Below are 18,208 nucleotides of genomic sequence, written 5' to 3' on the forward strand. Positions count from 1 at the left end.
TGTGATTTTTGATTTTTTTAATCTATGGTGTTAGTCATGTCAATCATATTTTCAGCAAGAGTTCCGTATCCTTTTGTGGGATTGTTTACAAATACATGAGTTACCGCACCTATAAGCATACCGTTTTGTATAATCGGCGAGCCGCTCATACCCTGAACAATTCCGCCTGTGCAGTCGATTAAACGAGGGTCGGTAATTTCAATAATCAATCCTTTGTCGGAATCGTTTGTGATTTTGTTTATTTTTATCGAGTATTTTTCCGTTTTTTGCCCTATAACGTCTGAAAGTATATACGCGTCACTTTCGCATATCTGTTCCTTTGCGGCAACGGGGATGGCATTATCAGAGGAAAATTCATCGCAAGACATATTTCCGTAAATACCTATTTGTGAATTTATACTGATATTACCTATTGTATTACCGTCAAACGCACCGTTAATTTCTCCGGGATGACCTTTTGAACTTTTTGATACAGATAAAATATCGCAATTAAGAATATTTCCTGATTTAACGGATAAAATATTACCTGTATCAATATCGTTTATTCCGTGACCGAGTGCGGCAAAGCTGTTGTTTTGGGGATTGTAATAAGTCACAGTACCGATTCCGGCGGTACTGTCACGCACCCAAAGACCTAAACGGTATATATTGTCTTCCGATAAAACGGGAACGGCATTAATCAAAATATCTTGATTATCCCGCTTTATTGAAAGTGCCACACCGCTTGGATTTTCATTTACGGTCTTTGAAAATTCTTCTGTATTGTTGATGAGTTGATTATTTATTTTTTCTATTCTGTCATTTATCTTTATACCGTATTTTTTTGAAACATTTTCACCGTTTACTTCCGATGTCCCAACAACGAGCAAACCGTCGGTATATATCTTTACGCCTACCGCTTTACCGATAGGAACGACTTTGATTTCATCGGCATAAACGCTTGTGAAAATACACAAATTTAAAAGAAGAAAAACTATTGTTTTACAGGAAACTTTTTTCAAATTATTCACCGCCTTTCTACACTTAAATTTGCCGAATTTCGACACGTTTATACTGAAAAACTTATTGAAGAAATGGTTTTAAAAGTTTGTGTTTTTTATGAATATGTGGTATAATACAAAAATGATTATAGAAGAATAGTGTGTCATAATATAAAAATGATTTTAGGAGAATACTTTATGAATAATATGTTAGATAAACTTAACGAAAGGCAAAAAGAGGCTGTATTGGCAACGGAAGGTCCTGTTCTTGTGCTTGCAGGTGCGGGAAGCGGAAAAACAACGGTGCTTGTAAACAGAATTGCATATATGATTTCCGAAAAACATATACGTCCATGGAATATTTTAGCGATAACTTTTACAAACAAAGCCGCGAGAGAAATGAAAGACCGTATTGAAAGACTTTTGGGTGATACCGCAAAAGATATGTGGATTGGTACATTTCACTCGGTTTGCGTCAGAATTTTGCGTAGTTGCATTGATTTGCTTGGTTACAGCCGTGATTTTGTAATTTACGATACAGCAGATACAAAGACTGTTATGAAAGAATGTCTAAGAGAACTTGATATTGACGAAAAAAGTTTTCCTGTCAGAAACGTGTTATCTATAATAAGTAACGCAAAAAATGACTTGATGGATGCGGCAACTTTTGAAAATGTTTACAAAAGCGATTACCGTATGAGCATAATTGCGAAAATATATTATAGATACCAAACAAAACTCAGAAAAAACAATGCAGTCGATTTTGACGATATTATTTTGAATACAGTTAAGATTTTAAGTGAAAATCCCGATGTATTGTCAAAATATCAAGATAAGTTCCGGTACATACTTGTTGATGAGTATCAGGATACGAACAATTCACAGTATCTTCTTATTAATCTTCTTGCACAGGCAAACAGAAATCTTTGCGTTGTCGGTGATGACGACCAAAGTATTTATAAATTCAGAGGTGCCAATATCGGAAATATTCTTAATTTTGAAGATGATTACTCTGATGTACAAAAGATAACGCTTGACCAAAATTACCGTTCAACGCAAAATATCCTTGACGCCGCAAACAGCGTTATATCTAACAATAAGGGTAGAATGGGTAAATCATTGTGGACGTCAAACGGCGACGGAAACAGAGTTTATGTATACACAGGTACAAATGAATATGACGAGGCAAGATATATTGCACGTCAGATAAAGAAGCATTTCGATGAACAAGGTTCATTTTCGGATTGTGCGATACTGTACAGAACAAATGCACAGTCGCGTGTAATAGAAGAAATGCTTATGCGTGAGTCTGTTCCGTACAAAGTCCTTTCGGGACTTCGATTCTATGACCGTAAGGAAATTAAGGATATAATCGCATATTTGAGAGTTGTATACAATCCGAATGATGATGTAAGTCTGGCAAGAATTATCAATGAGCCAAAAAGAAAAATCGGTAACGCAACGCTGGAAAAAGCGAGAAATATTGCACGTGAAAAGGAAACAAGTCTTTATGATGTTATTTCTCACGCGGACGATTACCATGAATTTAAAACGGCTATAAAAAAATTACTTAGTTTTTCGGAAATAATACAATCACTTATCAAACTTAAAGATACCGTTACGATTGAAGAACTTACGGGAAGAATATTGAATGATACAGGATATATGCCGGCACTTGTAATGGAAGATACAACGGAAAGTAAGACAAGAATAGAAAACTTGGGCGAATTTATTTCTGTTATTACCGAGTTTGAGAAGAATGAAGAAACGGGGAATACACTGGGTGAATTTTTGGAAAATATAAGTCTTGTTTCGGATATAGACGGATATGACGAAAATGAGGACAGTGCGGTACTTATGACTATTCACAGTGCAAAAGGTCTTGAATTTCCGATTGTATTCTTGAGCGGTCTTGAAGAAGGATTGTTCCCGGGAATGCGTTCAATGGAATCGGACGATGATATAGAAGAAGAAAGACGTCTTTGCTATGTTGCGATAACGAGAGCGAAAGAACAGCTTTATATCACCAAAACGATAAGCAGAACTATTCACGGTAAAACAATGCCGACAACTGCGTCAAGATTTTTCAAGGAAATACCTGTTGAATATCTTGAGGACAAGACAACGCTGCAACCGAAAGTTGCAAAGGTAATGCAAGACTTAGGGGTGCGTAATGCGGCTGCACCAAAAAAGGAAGTTTATATGACAAAAGGGTTTGGCAGCAGTGTAAAATCAAGCGGTTCAACAGACTATTCTAAATTCAAAGCCGGTGATACCGTTGAACACAGAACATTCGGCCGCGGAGAAATTCTGAAAGCTACTCCTTGCGGAAATGACTGTATTCTTGAAATTCAATTTGAAAGTATCGGATTTAAACGTCTTATGGCGGCATTTGCAAAGGTGAAAAAGATTAATTAATAGAGAGTCTGTCGACAAAATGTCGACAGCTCCAAAAAATAAAGCAGACAAAACCGTAAAGGTTTTGTCTATAATCAATTAATGTTGATAAGCCTTAAAATATTATCATTAAACGGCTGAATATTTTGATTATATAAAAAGCCTGTTTCACGTGGCGGTATTGCATAAGGCAAATTTATTTCGATAAGTGAGCCGTTAGATAATTCGTTTTTTACAAACTGCTTTACAACGCATGAAACACCTATACCGATTTTTGCAAATTCAATAAGCATATCCATATCGTTTACTTCAAGGATATGCGTAGGATTGATATTGTTTTCGGCATAGTAGTTGTTTATATGCATACGGGAAACATTGTCTTTGTTTAAAAGCATAATATTGCCACGTTCAAAAATTTCAAAACCGTTGCAGTTAAGACGTTTCAAGTATGACGGAGTACAGACGAATGTGTCCTGTATTTCACCGAGCGGATAATATTCAAGACCGCTGATGTTGTCGGGCTTTGCCATAAGCGCAACGTCGATTTTACATTCTTCAAGCATTTTATGGGCATTTGCAGATGATGTACAAGTTATGGAAACATCGGTGAAAGGATATTTTTCGGTGAATTTTTGAAGATAGGGCATAAGCAGATATTTGCAAAGCACATTACTTGCGGCAATGCGAAGTCTGCCGTTGTTTTCAAGGTGCTTTAAATTGCTTTCGGTATCGGAGAGCATATTTAACGCTTGCTTTACTCCGTCATAAAGAAGTCTGCCGTTTTCGGTCAGAACAACACCTCTCGGTTTTCGTAAAAACAAAGTTGTTCCAAGACTTTCTTCAAGCTTTTTTATTGTCATACTGACAGCCGGCTGAGAAATATAAAGTTGCTCGGCAGATTGAGAGATACTGCCGCACTCGGCAACACAAAGAAATACCTTGTATTTGGAAAGATTATCGTAGTTATACATTTGACACCTCATATAAGTTATTTTTATGGATAATATAAATTATATATATTTGAATTATATCACTTGTTGTGCTATAATTCAATAGTAATAAAAGTAAAATAAACATTTCGGAAAGGAAGGTTTTTGTTATGGGAATGACTATGACGCAAAAAATTCTTGCGAATGCCGCAGGAAAGGAAAGTGTTAAAGCCGGAGAACTTATTATGGCGAATTTAAACTTAGTTCTTGGCAACGACATAACAACTCCTGTTGCAATAGGAGAATTTGATAAGATAGGACTTGACGGAGTATTTGATAAAGCAAAGGTTGCTCTTGTTCCTGACCATTTTACACCGAATAAGGATATTAAGTCTGCTCAGCAGGCACTAAAGGTCAGAACTTTCGCAAAGGAACAGGATATTGTAAACTATTTTGAAGTCGGCGAAGTCGGTATCGAGCACGCACTTCTTCCTGAAAAAGGCTTGGTAGTTGCAGGTGACGTTGTTATCGGAGCAGACTCACATACTTGTACATACGGTGCATTGGGTGCATTTTCAACAGGTGTCGGCTCAACAGATATGGCAGCCGGTATGGCAACAGGTAAGGCTTGGTTTAAAGTTCCTGAGGCTATTAAAATTAACCTGACAGGTAAGCTTAACAAATACACAAGCGGTAAGGACCTTATTTTACATATAATCGGTATGATTGGCGTTGACGGTGCACTTTACAAGTCAATGGAATTTACAGGTGAGGGTATGCACACTCTTACTATGGACGACCGTTTCTCAATCGCAAATATGGCTATTGAAGCAGGTGCTAAGAACGGTATATTTGAAGTTGACGATTTGACTGTTGAATATATGAAAGACCATTCTGACAAAGAATATACAGTATTTAAAGCTGATGATGACGCTGAATATGTACAGACAATAGACATTGACCTTGCAACAGTTCCTCATACGGTTGCATTCCCTCACTTGCCTGAAAACGCAAGAACACCGGAAAACTGGGGCGATGTTGAAATTGACCAGGTTGTAATAGGCTCATGTACAAACGGACGTATTTCGGATTTACGTCATGCGGCTGAAATTCTAAAGGGTAAGCACGTTAAAAAGGGTATAAGAGTTATCGTATTCCCTGCAACACAGGCAATTTATCTTGAAGCATTAAAAGACGGTACATTATCGACACTTGTTGAGGCGGGCTGTGTAATTTCTGCACCTACTTGCGGACCATGTCTTGGCGGTCATATGGGTATTTTGGCGGAAGGCGAAAGATGTGTTTCTACAACAAACAGAAACTTTATCGGACGTATGGGACACGTTGACAGTGAAGTTTATCTTGCAAGTCCTGAAGTTGCGGCCGCAAGTGCTGTAACGGGTAAGATAACAGCACCTGAAGAAGTGATGTAAAAAATAAACTTCACAACTTAAAATTGATTTTGAGTTAAGTTTGGAACGGAGGATTAATATGAAAGCAAACGGAAAAGTTATTAAATACGGAGATAACATTGATACAGACGTAATAATTCCGGCAAGATACCTTAACACAACAGACCATAAGGAACTTGCGTCACACTGTATGGAAGATATAGATAAAGAATTTGTAAATAAAGTTAAAGACGGCGACATTATGGTCGGCGGTGCAAACTTCGGCTGCGGTTCATCAAGAGAACACGCACCTATCGCTATAAAAGCAAGCGGTATTTCATGCGTAATCGCAAAGGATTTTGCAAGGATTTTCTATCGTAACGCAATCAATATCGGACTTCCTATTCTTGAATGTGCCGAGGCGTCAGAGGATATAGACGAGGGCAATGAAGTAGAAGTTGATTTCGATACAGGCGTTATCACAAACAAGACAAAGAATAAGACTTATCAAGCAGTTGCATTCCCTGAATTTATGCAGGGCATTATCAATGCAGGCGGTTTGGTTGAGTACATAAAGAAAGGAATGTAATAAAATGGCTGAATTTAATATTGCACTTATACCGGGTGACGGAATTGGTCCTGAAATCGTATCGGGTGCTGTTACAGTTCTTGACGCGGTAAGCAAAAAGTACGGACACAAATTTAATTATCAGGAAGTATATATGGGCGGTTGTGCCATAGATAAGTACGGTGTACCGCTTCCGCAGGAAACAGTTGATATTTGTAAAAAATCAGACAGTGTGCTTTTAGGTGCAGTCGGCGGTCCGAAGTGGGATTCACAGCCTTCGGAAAACAGACCGGAAAAAGGACTTTTGGGCATAAGAAAGGCTCTTGAATTATATTCAAATCTTCGTCCGTCAATCCTAAAGCCACAGCTAAAGGACGCGTCACCGCTTAAAGACGAAAAGCTTGAAAAGGGACTTAACGTAATGGTTGTCCGCGAACTTACAGGCGGTATTTACTTCGGTGAAAGAAAGAAAGCCGAGGACGGCTCTTGGGCGTCGGATACAGAAAAGTATTCGGTTGAAGAAATCAAGAGAATAGGTAAGATTGCATTTGAAACAGCTATGCTTAGAGATAAAAGAGTTGTATCTGTTGATAAGGCCAACGTACTTGAATCTTCAAGACTTTGGAGAAAGACTATGATTGAGCTTTCGGCAGACTATCCCGAAGTTGAGCTTACTCATATGTATGTTGATAATGCAGCTATGCAGCTTGCAATTAATCCGGCACAATTTGACGTAATCGTTACATCAAATATATTCGGAGATATTCTTTCCGACCTTTCAAGTGCTATTGCAGGTTCAATCGGTATGTTGCCGTCAGCGTCACTTGGCGCAACAAAATGCGGTATGTACGAACCGATTCACGGCAGTGCTCCTGATATTGCAGGTATGGATATTGCAAACCCTATTGCAACCATTGTTTCAGCCGCTATGATGCTTGAAATGTCATTCGGCCTTGTAGAAGAAGCAAAGGCAATAAATGACGCAGTAGATAAGGTACTTGACCAAAATTACAGAACAACCGATATTATGTCAGACGGTATGAAAAAGGTTGGCTGTAAGAAAATGGCTAAACTTATTGCGGAAAATATATAATATGCTAACAAAAACACTCATAAAGAGTGTTTTTTAGCGTGTAGACAAAAGTGTCTACACGCTGGCAGAGGTTGAGAAATTAGTTCGGATTTTGCGAAAATGAACTCGTCGGCGTACGTTTGTACGCTAGAGTTTATTTTCACAAAAAGTGCGCAGGCAAGCCGTATATCGAAGATAGGCTTGCCTGTTGCTTTTTATAGCTCTTGAATTTACAATATAAGTGCAACAAGTAAAAAAATAATGACTCAAAGGGAAAAATCCAGTATAATAGAATTGCAACGACTATTATTGAAAGGATGATTCCCATGAGCCACTACAAACATTTTACCACAAAAGAACGAGAAAAGATACTATTTTTTCTTGCACAAGAAAAAACAATTAGTTTTATAGCCAAAGAATTGCAGAGAGATAAATCATCGGTATCTCGTGAAATTAAGCGTAATACTAATACTGAAGGCATTTACTCGCCATCATACGCACAAAAGCAATATGAAATTTGCAGACGCAAATGTGGTAGAAAACCATTGTTATTAAATGCAGATATTCATAAAACAGTTCAATTCTTGTTTCTTCAATATCAATGGTCTCCGGAACAAATTTCATTTCGTTTAAAACATGAGAAAAATCCTATACAAATTAGTTATGCTACAATTTATCGTGGAATATATCGAGGATTTTTAGAAGAAGGAAAATTATCCCCCGGGCAACGTGGAGTTGCAAGAAAGTTAAGACATAAAGGAAAAACCAGACATAAAAATGGTAGTATTGAAACGAGAGGTAAAATTAAAATTAGTCATCACATTTCAGAACGACCAGAATAAGCAAATCAACGAGAGAGAATAGGCGATTGGGAAGCTGATACTGTTGCAGGCGTAACAGGAAAAGCGTGTTTAGTAACGCTTGTTGACCGAAAGAGTCGTTATTTGTTGTGCGAAAAAGTAGCAAAAAAAGATTCTATCAGTGTAAAACAAGCGATAATTCATATGTTAAAAGATAGTCGAGCAAAAACAATTACACCTGATAGGGGCAAAGAATTTTCACGACATGAAGAAATCAGTAAAGCTCTAAATGATGTGCAATTCTATTTTCCTGAACCACATCAACCATGGCAAAGAGGTACTAATGAGAATACTAATGGACTTCTACGCGAATATTTTCCTAAAAAACAGGATTTGACAGAAATTAAACCATCATTAATTAGAGATAAAACTCTTATTTTAAATCAGCGTCCACGCAAATGCTTGAACTGGAAATCGCCTTTTGAAGTTTATTTTGATATATCGTTGCATTTGACTTGACAATTCAAGATGTTAAAAAAAAATTTTGAAATTAGTAGACACTGTGTAGTTGACATATATGATATAATTAAAACAAAGGTCTATCGCTGCGGTAGGAAACTAAGGAGTGAATGCTATGAGAAATACGGAAGGCACGGAAAATACAGTGATCTGTAATTGCAAACAGGTAAAGCTGTTTGATATAGAAGACGCACTTTATCGGAAAGACCGTTTTTCCGATGTTGAAAAAGAATTTGAAGATGTGCAGAAGATAACGCACTGCTCGACAGGCTGCAGCGGATGTCATGATAAAATTATGGCGATTATCTCTGACTTGATGAGTTCTTAAAAGAGGGAGGAGTGTCAATGAAAGTAGTAAAAAAGAAGACGATTCGGAAAAAGCTCATTAAGGCGATAATATGTACAGTGATAACTGCTGGGAGTATGTGCAACGCCTTTGCAACAGTCCCGATATGTGCGGCAAGTGCAATCGGAGAATTTGCAAATGTGGTTGTTTTGGTAAGGTTTAAAGGTGACATGCAAGGTGATAACGGAACAGGGTTCAATAAACCGTATAACAGTACAATAGCAAATGCACCGAGAACATATTGGGAGAGCCTTATCCGCAAATTTAACGGAGTCAACGACAAATTCGGAGCTGGATCGTTTAAGGAGTATTTGCGGGATATTTCCGGCGGACAGCATATGGTCGAATCGGTGTTCCCGCAAACGGACGGCGACGGATTGATATGTTATCTGACAATGGAAAGGACTGTTGACGAATACAAGAGTGCGGTCGGGGAAATTCAGATGATTAAAGAGATTGCCGGACAGCTGAATGCAAAATATCCGAATCTTGACGGCAGGACAATAGACAGGGATAACGACGGTGTTGCGGATAATCTTATGATTATTGCGCAGGTACAGTCGAACGGACATTTTGTGGCGCATTCCGCCAATGCCGGAAACGATACAAAGATCGCGGGAAAAGGCATAGGACCGTATAATCTGATTGAAACAACCTTCAGTGATACTTCGGGATACTACGGATTTAATATTCATACGGCGGCACACGAATACATACACACCTTCGGAGTGCCTGACTACTACCGGCAGAATTATATATCGGAAACGCGCGACACGCCTGTCGGACTGTGGGATCCGATGGGCGTTCCCGGGGGCAGACCCATGCCGCTTGCGGTAACGCGCGAGGCAATCGGCTGGACGACAGTTGACGAAATACAGCCGCAAAACGGCGTGTATACCCTATACGAGGCGTCTGCCGCTTATGCGGATAAAACAAAAAAACAGGCGGTTAAAGTAAAGCCGCCGTTTTCGCCGACTGAATATTTTGTCATAGAGTACCGCAAAAAAGGCGAAAGATACAAATTTGATACATTGGATCAGACAGCGCCGGCAGACGGCATTATTGTATATAGAGTAAATCCCGTATATAAGGATGAAGGCAATCTTCGCGGCAACGACTATATCTATGTATACCGTCCGAACGATACGAGTATTACCGCATCAGCGGGAGAAATCGGAAAAGCGCAGATCGGGCTTCCGGTATATTCTGCTGCGAGACAGGAAATCGGAAGTCTTGATTTGAATCAGACAATCACGGATAACGCTGTATGTTATTCTGACGGCCGAAATTCGGGAATACATATCAAGGTCACCGAACAGAACGTCAATTCGGTTAAATTCAGTATAGAATTTCCGGATTATACTAATATGGACCTCTGGAAGTCGTTAGCAAATGCTGATGGCGGCAACGCATTATCGGGCATAAAAGCGTCAGAGGTAAAAACCGCCGCAGACGGGAACAATCTGTATGTATTGGCGCAGGATATAAGGTCGTCTTCGGTACTCCGATATGACGGAGATAACTGGACAAATCTCGGAAAGTGCGCCGAGACTGGAGGCAGTGGGGCATTGACCGTATTTAACAGCGAACCGTACGTGCTTTTTGCCGACTACAACGGAAAATGTGAACTGAAAAAATACTCGGGCGGAAAGTGGAATACGGTATCGGTACTGAATTTCGGAGCGAACAAGTATTCAAATGCGCCGGCACTCGGTGCGGCAGGCGGTAAGCTGTATGCACTGATAGATGACTGCGGCAAAAATCCGCAACTTTATGCGCTGAATTCCGGTACGCTTGAAAAGTCGGGCAGCGCTTTGAATGTAAAACTCGTTGCGTCACCGGAAATTTTTGATAAATCCGGCTGCCCCGCAGTAATATACGGAGACTTTTTCGGGAAGAAAACAGAAGCAAAAATACTTGAACTTGACGGCTGGAAAAGCATTGTGACCTAATCCGGCAGCGCAAACGCCAATGACGCGGCGGCAGCGGACGGAGAAGTTTACCTTTTCAGTACATATAACGAACAATCTCCGAAACTGAACATTCTGACAAACGATGGTATGAATCTTACTTATGATTTAAGCGCTGTTCCGGCAAATTCGTCATACGGAAGCATAGCGGTCGGCACGGAATGTATTTATATATCTGTTCTGCAGGACGGCGCAGTAGTCACATACAGCGCGCCGAAGGACGAGCCTCAGAATCTTACCCGGCTCGGAGACGTAACGTGCAGACCTGCATGGAACGGTTCGATGCAGCTTATAAACAACATGGTTTACAGCGCGGTAGTGTCGTCAACTGATATGCCGATTGATGTAAAATATCATGAAGCACTTGACGATACACTTCGTCTTGCAAAAGCCAAAGCGATAGCGGAGAGCATTGTTGAAGGATATAGGGCAACCAACAGCAGCGGCAAAGCAGAGCTTGAATATAAGATAAAAGCAGGGCTTTCGGAAAGCGGATATACAAATGTTACGGCAGAGGTTAATGAATTTACCGTCACCCCCGCAACCGCTTCGGCAGAGGGGTCAGCCACAGGGACGATAACGCTTGTTTGCGGAAGAAAGTCGGATATTGTAAGGATAAATAAAACTATTGCAAAGCTGACGGAAACAAAAATATTGTTTTTATCGGATAAAGAGGTAAGGGTATCCCTGAACGATACCGGAGAAAAATATGTAATTTTTGCGGAATACGAAGGAGAAAAACTGAAAAGAACCGCAATAGTCCCGGTCACATTTAACGAACCGGGAGAAAAAACGATTTTGCTGCCGAGCGGATGGACAAAAACAACCGCAAACGCTCTCCGGGCTTTTTTCTGGAACAGTTTGGAGGATATACGGCCGCTTTGCGGGAATGCTGCGAGATAAGGAAGGAGAATGAAAATGAAACAAAGAAGGATGCTGTCTATACTGCTTTCCGCAGTAATGATGCTGTGCATGACGGTTCTGCCGGCAAAGTCGGCGGACGCCAAAATAAATATCAAGATCGGAGACTATATTCGACTGGGGACATATAATAACGAGTCTGTCTTGTGGCGCTGCGTTAACGTTGACGACAACGGTCCGCTGATGCTCTCGGACAGAGTGCTGGAGGATTATATGCCCTACGACGCAATGACAAGCGATAATGCCGATACATGTTCGCACAGGCGCAGCGGTTATCGGAGCAAATACGGCTCAAATCACTGGCGTGACAGCAATATGCGTTCATGGCTTAACTCAGAGGATAATACGGTAACATGGCTGTGCGGCAATCCGCCGAAGGCAGGATATGTAACGTCCGGACATGAATATGACAAAAAGGCAGGGTTTTTAAGCGATTTCACTCAGGACGAGATTTCCGCCATCAAAACGGTAACGCAGCGTTCCATCGTTTCTCACCCGGAGTACAGTGCGGGATATATTGACGAACCGGGACTTGATCTTCCCTACAATACCGACATTGATACGGTTGCTGACGGATACGAAAACGCATATTACGAAAATATTACCGATAAGGTGTTTCTGCTTGACGTGAAGCAGCTCAATACGGTTAAGCAGAAGCTTGGAAGCTATTACATTGCAAAGAATAAAGCGGGACAAAGCTGGAACTATTGGCTGCGTACACCGATTACGGACTGTAACCACGACATGCGTTACGTTGATCTGCGCGGCAACATCTGGCGTGACGCTCCTTATAAAGGATACTACGGAGTCCGTCCGGCATTCTATCTGGACGCTGAGTATTATACCGTTTTGCAGGGCAAAGGAACAGAGTCCGAACCGTATGTCGGTACGGTGAAAAACAAGCCGCAGGAGAGTATCAGCCTTTCTGGAGCAGAACGTGATACAGGAGACGGGAACTGGGATGTTGATACGGATAAAAACATTCAGCTTACGCTGGGAGAGCTTTACTCCAAAGACGGTAAATATTCCAATCCCACAATCCCGGTGTATGTGATTCAGAAACCCCGGAGCGATAAGGAAAACATGGTAATTTTGTTTTGCGCCGAAGGCTATACCAAAAGTCAGCAGTCAAAGTTTATAAAAGATGTTCAGCGAATGTGGAGAAAAACGCTTGAAACAGAGCCGTACCGCAGTATGGCAGATCGCTTCAATGTATATGCGCTGTGTACGGCGTCGATAGACACCTATGGCGGTGACAGCACATTTTTCAGCGTAGTTAACGGTTCGCGTGATGCCTATATCTCTGTTAATATGAACGGTCAGTGGAAAAATCATATGCTGGAGCGCGCCATAGGTCCCGCATTCATAGAAAAGATTCATGATGCGCATGTTCCCGAGACAACAAATCCGAACGAGTTCCGGGGGGATAACGAGTATGAGCCGTATTATTATGTATACGATTACATTGACCAGTTTATTGTGCTTGCAAACAGCGGCAACTATTTCGGAGCTTCTCATGATAATATTAAATCCGGTATCCACTATATCGTTACATCATCGGATAACTACTACTCTCCGTTTACGGTGAGACACGAACTGGGGCATGGGCTGCTGCGTCTGGGTGATGAGTACGAAGTGAGGTATAGTCCGGTATCGGAGGAATCAATGAAAGCGTCGCTGAATTTGTCGCACACAAAGGATCCGAAACTGGTGAAATGGAAGAATATGCTTGGATTTCGGCACACCTATTCCTGTCCGCATGCGGATGGTTCATATATATACAATTCAAGTTCCATGTGTATTATGCGGTCAAGTACAAACAGTGAATTATGCGATGTGTGCAGGCTGCAGGGTTTCAAGCGTATGAGCCAGCTGATCAAAAATTCGCCTGATATCTATGTGGCGGAACCGGAGGTAAAGATATATACCGGAGACTACAAAAACCCAAACGAAAACTCCTCTGCTTTTGAAGATGCGACATCTTACGGTTATTCCCGATACGATACTGACAGGAGCAACCGTCTCTTGAGCGGATATAGCAAAAATCGGTTTAATTCCGGACTTAAGGGCAGCGAGATAGAGCTGCGTACCATCGTTCAGAATCTGTCGGATACCGAAAAAAAGACAGTAACTCTGCGGATGTGGGTGGAACATTCCGATGGAACGGTAGCCACTGCCGCGGACGGCGGGAAAATTTTAACGGAGAAGAAATTTGATATTCCCGTCTGGGGCGATAAATCCAAGTTTTGGACGAAGAACTCACTGGAATATAACGGCAGCGATTTCGATTCCGGACTTGTCAACTGTTCTCTCGTTTATACTATCCCGCAGAACGTAGTTCTGCAAAATGGCGATACCGTCGGTTTTGAGGTGGTTGACGACGCTACGGGTGCAACGCTTGTTGATGACGATACAGAAACCAAAACCTATGCCGATATTACCATCGAATACAAGCTGGAGGACGGAAGTGACGTTCCGAATACCAAGTCCACCGTGTTCCCGGCTGCGGCAGGAACAAAGGTTGACTGGGAACTTCCAAAGGAGCTGAACGGCTACACCCTGGTCAAATCTGAGGGTACGGACAAGACCGTCGGCACCGGCGGACTGACCGTTACCTGCTACTATAAAGCAAAAGAAGACCGCCCGTCAGCTTCGTTTATAATTACGGATGAAAGCGGTGCGGAAGCGGATAAGACATTGAAGGCGGGAAAATTCAAAGCAAAGCTCACTTTGCCGGAGGGACGAAAAACAGCGGCTGTTATCATTGCGAAGTATGTTAACGGAACGCTCGGCGATCTAAAGATGTCCGAACCGAAAGAAACGCAGGCTATAATCGAAACCGATTTTATTACGGTAACCGGTGAGGATTTGACAAAACAGACCGAAATCAAAGCGTTCGTTTTTGAAAGTACGGAAAATATAAAACCGATGTATGGTTTTCAGCATATAATAAAATAAAACAACAAGGAGTGCAAAATGATGGACAGTGATATAAAGTCTTGCCTTGAATCAGTAGATTGGTGTCGTGCAGATTATGAGTATTTCAGAGGTGGCGGTTTTTCGTCGCACTTCAAAACGATGGCAGAGATGCCTGTGACAATGTTAAGAATAAATCTTGTTGACGGAGTTGGACCGACAATTCAGATTGCAGAAGGTTATACAGTAGTTATTGATGAAGAAATTCATAAAATATTGGATCAAAGAACCGATCCAACTTGGCCGACAACTTGGTTTGTACCTATACTTAATCGTAGCAACGCATTTAAAGATGTATATAATGTTATGGCAAACTGGGGAGCAAATCATGCTGTAACAATCCATGGACATATAGGGGCTGATCTTATCACAATGGCATCTATGCTGAGAATTCCTGTTTCAATGCATAATGTTCATAGAGAAAAAATATATCGACCTCATTCTTGGACAGCTTTCGGGGCAGAAAATGAATATGCATCTGATTATATGGCATGCAAAAATTACGGACCAATGTATAAATAATGACAGGCCATTTTTGAAATAGTATAAAGAAACTGCTGATAGAAGTAGAGTAAATAAAAAAGGTGGTTAAACCAACACAGATTTAACCATCTTTTTATATTAATTGTGGCAGTTTGTGGAAAACTATGGATAAGAAATATTATGCAGGTAAGATATATTATGTCTATATGATAACCGAATCAAACAAATTTTTCCGTATTTAATATGGTAAATTAAAAGAATATGTATCCTCTTTGACCGTATCAGAGTAAATGTATTTTTTACCTTATTTGACCAATTTTTGAAGCGAACCCCAAAATTTAGACAAAATTAAATATTAACTTGCTTGTGAATGAGTTCGGTATTGTACCGGACTCATTCCTTTTAGCTTTAAAGAAATTCTTTCATTGTTGTAATAATCAATATATCTTTTTAATTCATCTATGAAAGCTTTGACACTTTCAAATTTTTCACCATAAAACATTTCAACTTTTAATCTTCCGAAGAAGTTTTCCATCGCACCGTTGTCCATACAGTTTCCTTTTCTAGACATACTTTGTACAATATTGTGTTCTGACAGTAAACGTTGATATTCCGAATGTTGGTATTGCCAACCTTGGTCAGAATGGAATAATGGTTTCGCATTAGCGGGCAGCTTTTTGAATAAACCATCAAGCATTTCTCTAATTTGCTGCAAATTTGGACTTAATGAAATTGAGTATGACACAATTTCTCGATTATACAAATCCATTACAGGTGACAAATATACTTTATCATTACACACTTTAAATTCAGTTACATCAGTTGCTAGTTTTTCAAAAGGTTTTGTAGCTGTAAATTCTCTGTTAAGTAAGTTGTCGGCTATTTTGCCGATTTCTCCTTTGTATGAACGATATTTACTGTTTTTGCGTTGTTTTCCTTTGAGATTAAGTTCTTTCATCAGTTTCAACACAGTTTTATGGTTAATTGTATATCCTTTTTGTCTTAATACAATTAAGATTCTGCGGTAGCCGTATCTGCCTTTATTAGCTAAAAATATATATAGTATTTCTTGTTTTTCTTTCTTGTATTTATCTTTGATTGGATGTTGTATATAGTAATAAAAGGTACTACGGGCTAAACCTGATAATTGCAGCAAGTCTTTTAACGGATATTTTTGCCTTAATTCATTGACTATTGCTGCTTTTTCTCTTCTTTTAACATTCTTTTCCGAACTAAGGCACTGAGTTTTTTTAAGTATTCATTCTCCATTCTTAATCGCTGATTTTCGGCAATTAAATCTTCTTCAATTTTCTTATCAAGTTTGGGTGGACGACCTTTTGCTATTCCATCTACTTTACTGGCTCTACCTCGTCTTTCTTTCATCAGCCCTTCGGCTCCTTCTTCCAAGAATATGCGTTCCCATTTCGATATTACATTATGTTTAACATCGTATTTTCTCTCTGTTTCCATTATACCCAAATGGTTTTCTCGCATATCCATTATAACAGATAGTTTGAATTCTGGCGAGTGTTTTCTATATTTTTGTCCTTTCTTTGCCATAAAAATATGCACCTCCAAAAGTGTCTAACTTTTGGGGTGCATATCATTTTATACGGTGGTCTTTTTGTCTTTACTTTTTTCTACCTTGAATTTACAATATAAGTGCAACAAGTAAAAAAATAATGACTCAAAGGGAAAAATCCAGTATAATAGAATTGCAACGACTATTATTGAAAGGATGATTCCCATGAGCCACTACAAACATTTTACCACAAAAGAACGAGAAAAGATACTATTTTTTCTTGCACAAGAAAAAACAATTAGTTTTATAGCCAAAGAATTGCAGAGAGATAAATCATCGGTATCTCGTGAAATTAAGCGTAATACTAATACTGAAGGCATTTACTCGCCATCATACGCACAAAAGCAATATGAAATTCGAAGACGCAAATGTGGTAGAAAACCATTGTTATTAAATGCTGATATTCATAAAACTGTTCAATTCTTGTTTCTTCAATATCAATGGTCTCCGGAGCAAATTTCATTTCGTTTAAAACATGAGAAAAATCCTATACAAATTAGTTATGCTACAATTTATCGTGGAATATATCGAGGATTTTTAGAAGAAGGGAAATTATCTCCCGGTCAACGTGGAGTTGCAAGAAAGTTAAGACATAAAGGAAAAACCAGACATAAAAATGGTAGTATTGAAACGAGAGGCAAAATTAAAATTAGTCATCACATTTCAGAACGACCAGAACAAGCAAATCAACGAGAGAGAATAGGCGATTGGGAAGCTGATACTGTTGCAGGCGTAACAGGAAAAGCGTGTTTAGTAACGCTTGTTGACCGAAAGAGTCGTTATTTGTTGTGCGAAAAAGTAGCAAAAAAAGATTCTATCAGTGTAAAACAAGCGATAATTCATATGTTAAAAGATAGTCGAGCAAAAACAATTACACCTGATAGGGACAAAGAATTTTCACGACATGAAGAAATCAGTAAAGCTCTAAATGATGTGCAATTCTATTTTCCTGAACCACATCAACCATGGCAAAGAGGTACTAATGAGAATACTAATGGACTTCTACGCGAATATTTTCCTAAAAAACAGGATTTAACAGAAATTAAACCATCATTAATTAGAGATAAAGCGCTTATTTTAAATCAGCGTCCACGCAAATGCTTGAACTGGAAATCGCCTTTTGAAGTTTATTTTGATATATCGTTGCATTTGAATTGACAATTCAAGCTATAAATTAAACTTTAAAATATAAAAATAATATATTGCACGTTCCGGACAATTTATCGACAGTCTGAAAAACACTCATAAAGAGTGTTTTTGTTGCTTTATGGCAA

Annotated in this window: 14 protein-coding genes and 1 pseudogene; 11 read left to right on the plus strand and 4 right to left on the minus strand. The window is 39.6% G+C overall.

Annotation, left to right across the window (positions count from 1 at the left end; translation table 11 throughout):
• Positions 1–17: 17 nt before the first annotated feature.
• Positions 18–1,001: a SpoIVB peptidase gene (gene spoIVB, locus ACSAMO_RS00500; RefSeq protein ID WP_499209546.1), complete on the minus strand. Its 984-nt coding sequence runs from the start codon at positions 999–1,001 to the stop codon at positions 18–20.
• Between the two features lie 177 nt (positions 1,002–1,178).
• Here spoIVB and pcrA point away from each other — a divergent pair, with 177 nt between their 5' ends.
• Positions 1,179–3,398 (plus strand): DNA helicase PcrA, encoded by a 2,220-nt coding sequence (pcrA, locus tag ACSAMO_RS00505; protein ID WP_499209547.1) that lies wholly within the window; start codon positions 1,179–1,181, stop codon positions 3,396–3,398.
• Between the two features lie 74 nt (positions 3,399–3,472).
• Here the strand turns inward: pcrA and ACSAMO_RS00510 are convergent, their stop codons facing one another.
• A complete protein-coding gene (locus ACSAMO_RS00510; protein ID WP_499209548.1) occupies positions 3,473–4,348 on the minus strand; it encodes a LysR family transcriptional regulator in 876 nt (291 codons plus the stop codon).
• A gap of 128 nt (positions 4,349–4,476) precedes the next feature.
• Between ACSAMO_RS00510 and leuC the strand changes: the two genes are divergently transcribed.
• The 9 genes and pseudogenes from leuC to ACSAMO_RS00555 all read left to right on the plus strand — a co-directional run bounded on the left by leuC (position 4,477) and on the right by ACSAMO_RS00555 (position 15,391).
• Positions 4,477–5,739, plus strand: a complete 1,263-nt coding sequence (gene leuC / locus ACSAMO_RS00515; RefSeq protein WP_117968114.1) for a 3-isopropylmalate dehydratase large subunit — start codon at positions 4,477–4,479, stop codon at positions 5,737–5,739.
• Positions 5,740–5,797: 58 nt separating this feature from the next.
• Positions 5,798–6,286 carry a 3-isopropylmalate dehydratase small subunit gene (gene leuD, locus ACSAMO_RS00520; protein WP_117968116.1) on the plus strand — a complete coding sequence of 163 codons (489 nt, stop codon included), beginning with the start codon at positions 5,798–5,800 and terminating at the stop codon, positions 6,284–6,286.
• A gap of 4 nt (positions 6,287–6,290) precedes the next feature.
• A complete protein-coding gene (gene leuB, locus ACSAMO_RS00525; protein WP_499209549.1) occupies positions 6,291–7,358 on the plus strand; it encodes a 3-isopropylmalate dehydrogenase in 1,068 nt (355 codons plus the stop codon).
• A 299-nt stretch (positions 7,359–7,657) separates the two neighbouring features.
• Positions 7,658–8,656: pseudogene (locus ACSAMO_RS00530) on the plus strand (IS30 family transposase).
• Positions 8,657–8,771: 115 nt separating this feature from the next.
• Complete coding sequence (locus ACSAMO_RS00535) at positions 8,772–8,984, plus strand: (2Fe-2S)-binding protein (RefSeq protein WP_176857830.1); 213 nt, start codon at positions 8,772–8,774, stop codon at positions 8,982–8,984.
• Between the two features lie 17 nt (positions 8,985–9,001).
• Complete coding sequence (locus ACSAMO_RS00540) at positions 9,002–10,954, plus strand: hypothetical protein (protein WP_176857831.1); 1,953 nt, start codon at positions 9,002–9,004, stop codon at positions 10,952–10,954.
• A 108-nt stretch (positions 10,955–11,062) separates the two neighbouring features.
• On the plus strand, positions 11,063–11,875 hold the full coding sequence (locus ACSAMO_RS00545) for a hypothetical protein (protein WP_176857832.1): 813 nt from the start codon (positions 11,063–11,065) through the stop codon (positions 11,873–11,875).
• Between the two features lie 15 nt (positions 11,876–11,890).
• Positions 11,891–14,851: a M64 family metallopeptidase gene (locus ACSAMO_RS00550; RefSeq protein WP_499209550.1), complete on the plus strand. Its 2,961-nt coding sequence runs from the start codon at positions 11,891–11,893 to the stop codon at positions 14,849–14,851.
• A gap of 21 nt (positions 14,852–14,872) precedes the next feature.
• Positions 14,873–15,391 carry a hypothetical protein gene (locus ACSAMO_RS00555; protein WP_412295140.1) on the plus strand — a complete coding sequence of 173 codons (519 nt, stop codon included), beginning with the start codon at positions 14,873–14,875 and terminating at the stop codon, positions 15,389–15,391.
• Positions 15,392–15,707: 316 nt separating this feature from the next.
• Here ACSAMO_RS00555 and ACSAMO_RS00560 read toward each other — a convergent pair whose 3' ends face one another.
• Together ACSAMO_RS00560 and ACSAMO_RS00565 are read right to left on the minus strand one after the other, a co-directional pair.
• A complete protein-coding gene (locus ACSAMO_RS00560) occupies positions 15,708–16,610 on the minus strand; it encodes an IS3 family transposase (protein ID WP_147514788.1) in 903 nt (300 codons plus the stop codon).
• Complete coding sequence (locus ACSAMO_RS00565) at positions 16,544–16,912, minus strand: helix-turn-helix domain-containing protein (protein WP_022229812.1); 369 nt, start codon at positions 16,910–16,912, stop codon at positions 16,544–16,546. The genes ACSAMO_RS00560 and ACSAMO_RS00565 overlap by 67 nt, the downstream gene beginning before the upstream one ends.
• Before the next feature lie 187 nt (positions 16,913–17,099).
• On the opposite strand from ACSAMO_RS00565, the gene ACSAMO_RS00570 reads away from it, so the two are divergent.
• Positions 17,100–18,092: an IS30 family transposase gene (locus ACSAMO_RS00570; protein WP_499210108.1), complete on the plus strand. Its 993-nt coding sequence runs from the start codon at positions 17,100–17,102 to the stop codon at positions 18,090–18,092.
• Positions 18,093–18,208: the final 116 nt, after the last annotated feature.

It is taken from the genome of Ructibacterium sp. SJQ-7, assembly GCF_054696575.1.

What these genes read in the sequence shown, in the direction of transcription:
- pcrA (WP_499209547.1), top strand. Translation starts at nt 1,179, where the DNA reads ATGAATAATATGTTAGATAAACTTAACGAAAGGCAAAAAGAGGCTGTA.
- ACSAMO_RS00510 (WP_499209548.1), bottom strand. Translation starts at nt 4,348, where the DNA reads ATGTATAACTACGATAATCTTTCCAAATACAAGGTATTTCTTTGTGTT.
- leuC (WP_117968114.1), top strand. Translation starts at nt 4,477, where the DNA reads ATGGGAATGACTATGACGCAAAAAATTCTTGCGAATGCCGCAGGAAAG.
- leuD (WP_117968116.1), top strand. Translation starts at nt 5,798, where the DNA reads ATGAAAGCAAACGGAAAAGTTATTAAATACGGAGATAACATTGATACA.
- leuB (WP_499209549.1), top strand. Translation starts at nt 6,291, where the DNA reads ATGGCTGAATTTAATATTGCACTTATACCGGGTGACGGAATTGGTCCT.
- ACSAMO_RS00535 (WP_176857830.1), top strand. Translation starts at nt 8,772, where the DNA reads ATGAGAAATACGGAAGGCACGGAAAATACAGTGATCTGTAATTGCAAA.
- ACSAMO_RS00540 (WP_176857831.1), top strand. Translation starts at nt 9,002, where the DNA reads ATGAAAGTAGTAAAAAAGAAGACGATTCGGAAAAAGCTCATTAAGGCG.
- ACSAMO_RS00545 (WP_176857832.1), top strand. Translation starts at nt 11,063, where the DNA reads ATGAATCTTACTTATGATTTAAGCGCTGTTCCGGCAAATTCGTCATAC.
- ACSAMO_RS00550 (WP_499209550.1), top strand. Translation starts at nt 11,891, where the DNA reads ATGAAACAAAGAAGGATGCTGTCTATACTGCTTTCCGCAGTAATGATG.
- ACSAMO_RS00555 (WP_412295140.1), top strand. Translation starts at nt 14,873, where the DNA reads ATGGACAGTGATATAAAGTCTTGCCTTGAATCAGTAGATTGGTGTCGT.
- ACSAMO_RS00565 (WP_022229812.1), bottom strand. Translation starts at nt 16,912, where the DNA reads ATGGCAAAGAAAGGACAAAAATATAGAAAACACTCGCCAGAATTCAAA.
- ACSAMO_RS00570 (WP_499210108.1), top strand. Translation starts at nt 17,100, where the DNA reads ATGAGCCACTACAAACATTTTACCACAAAAGAACGAGAAAAGATACTA.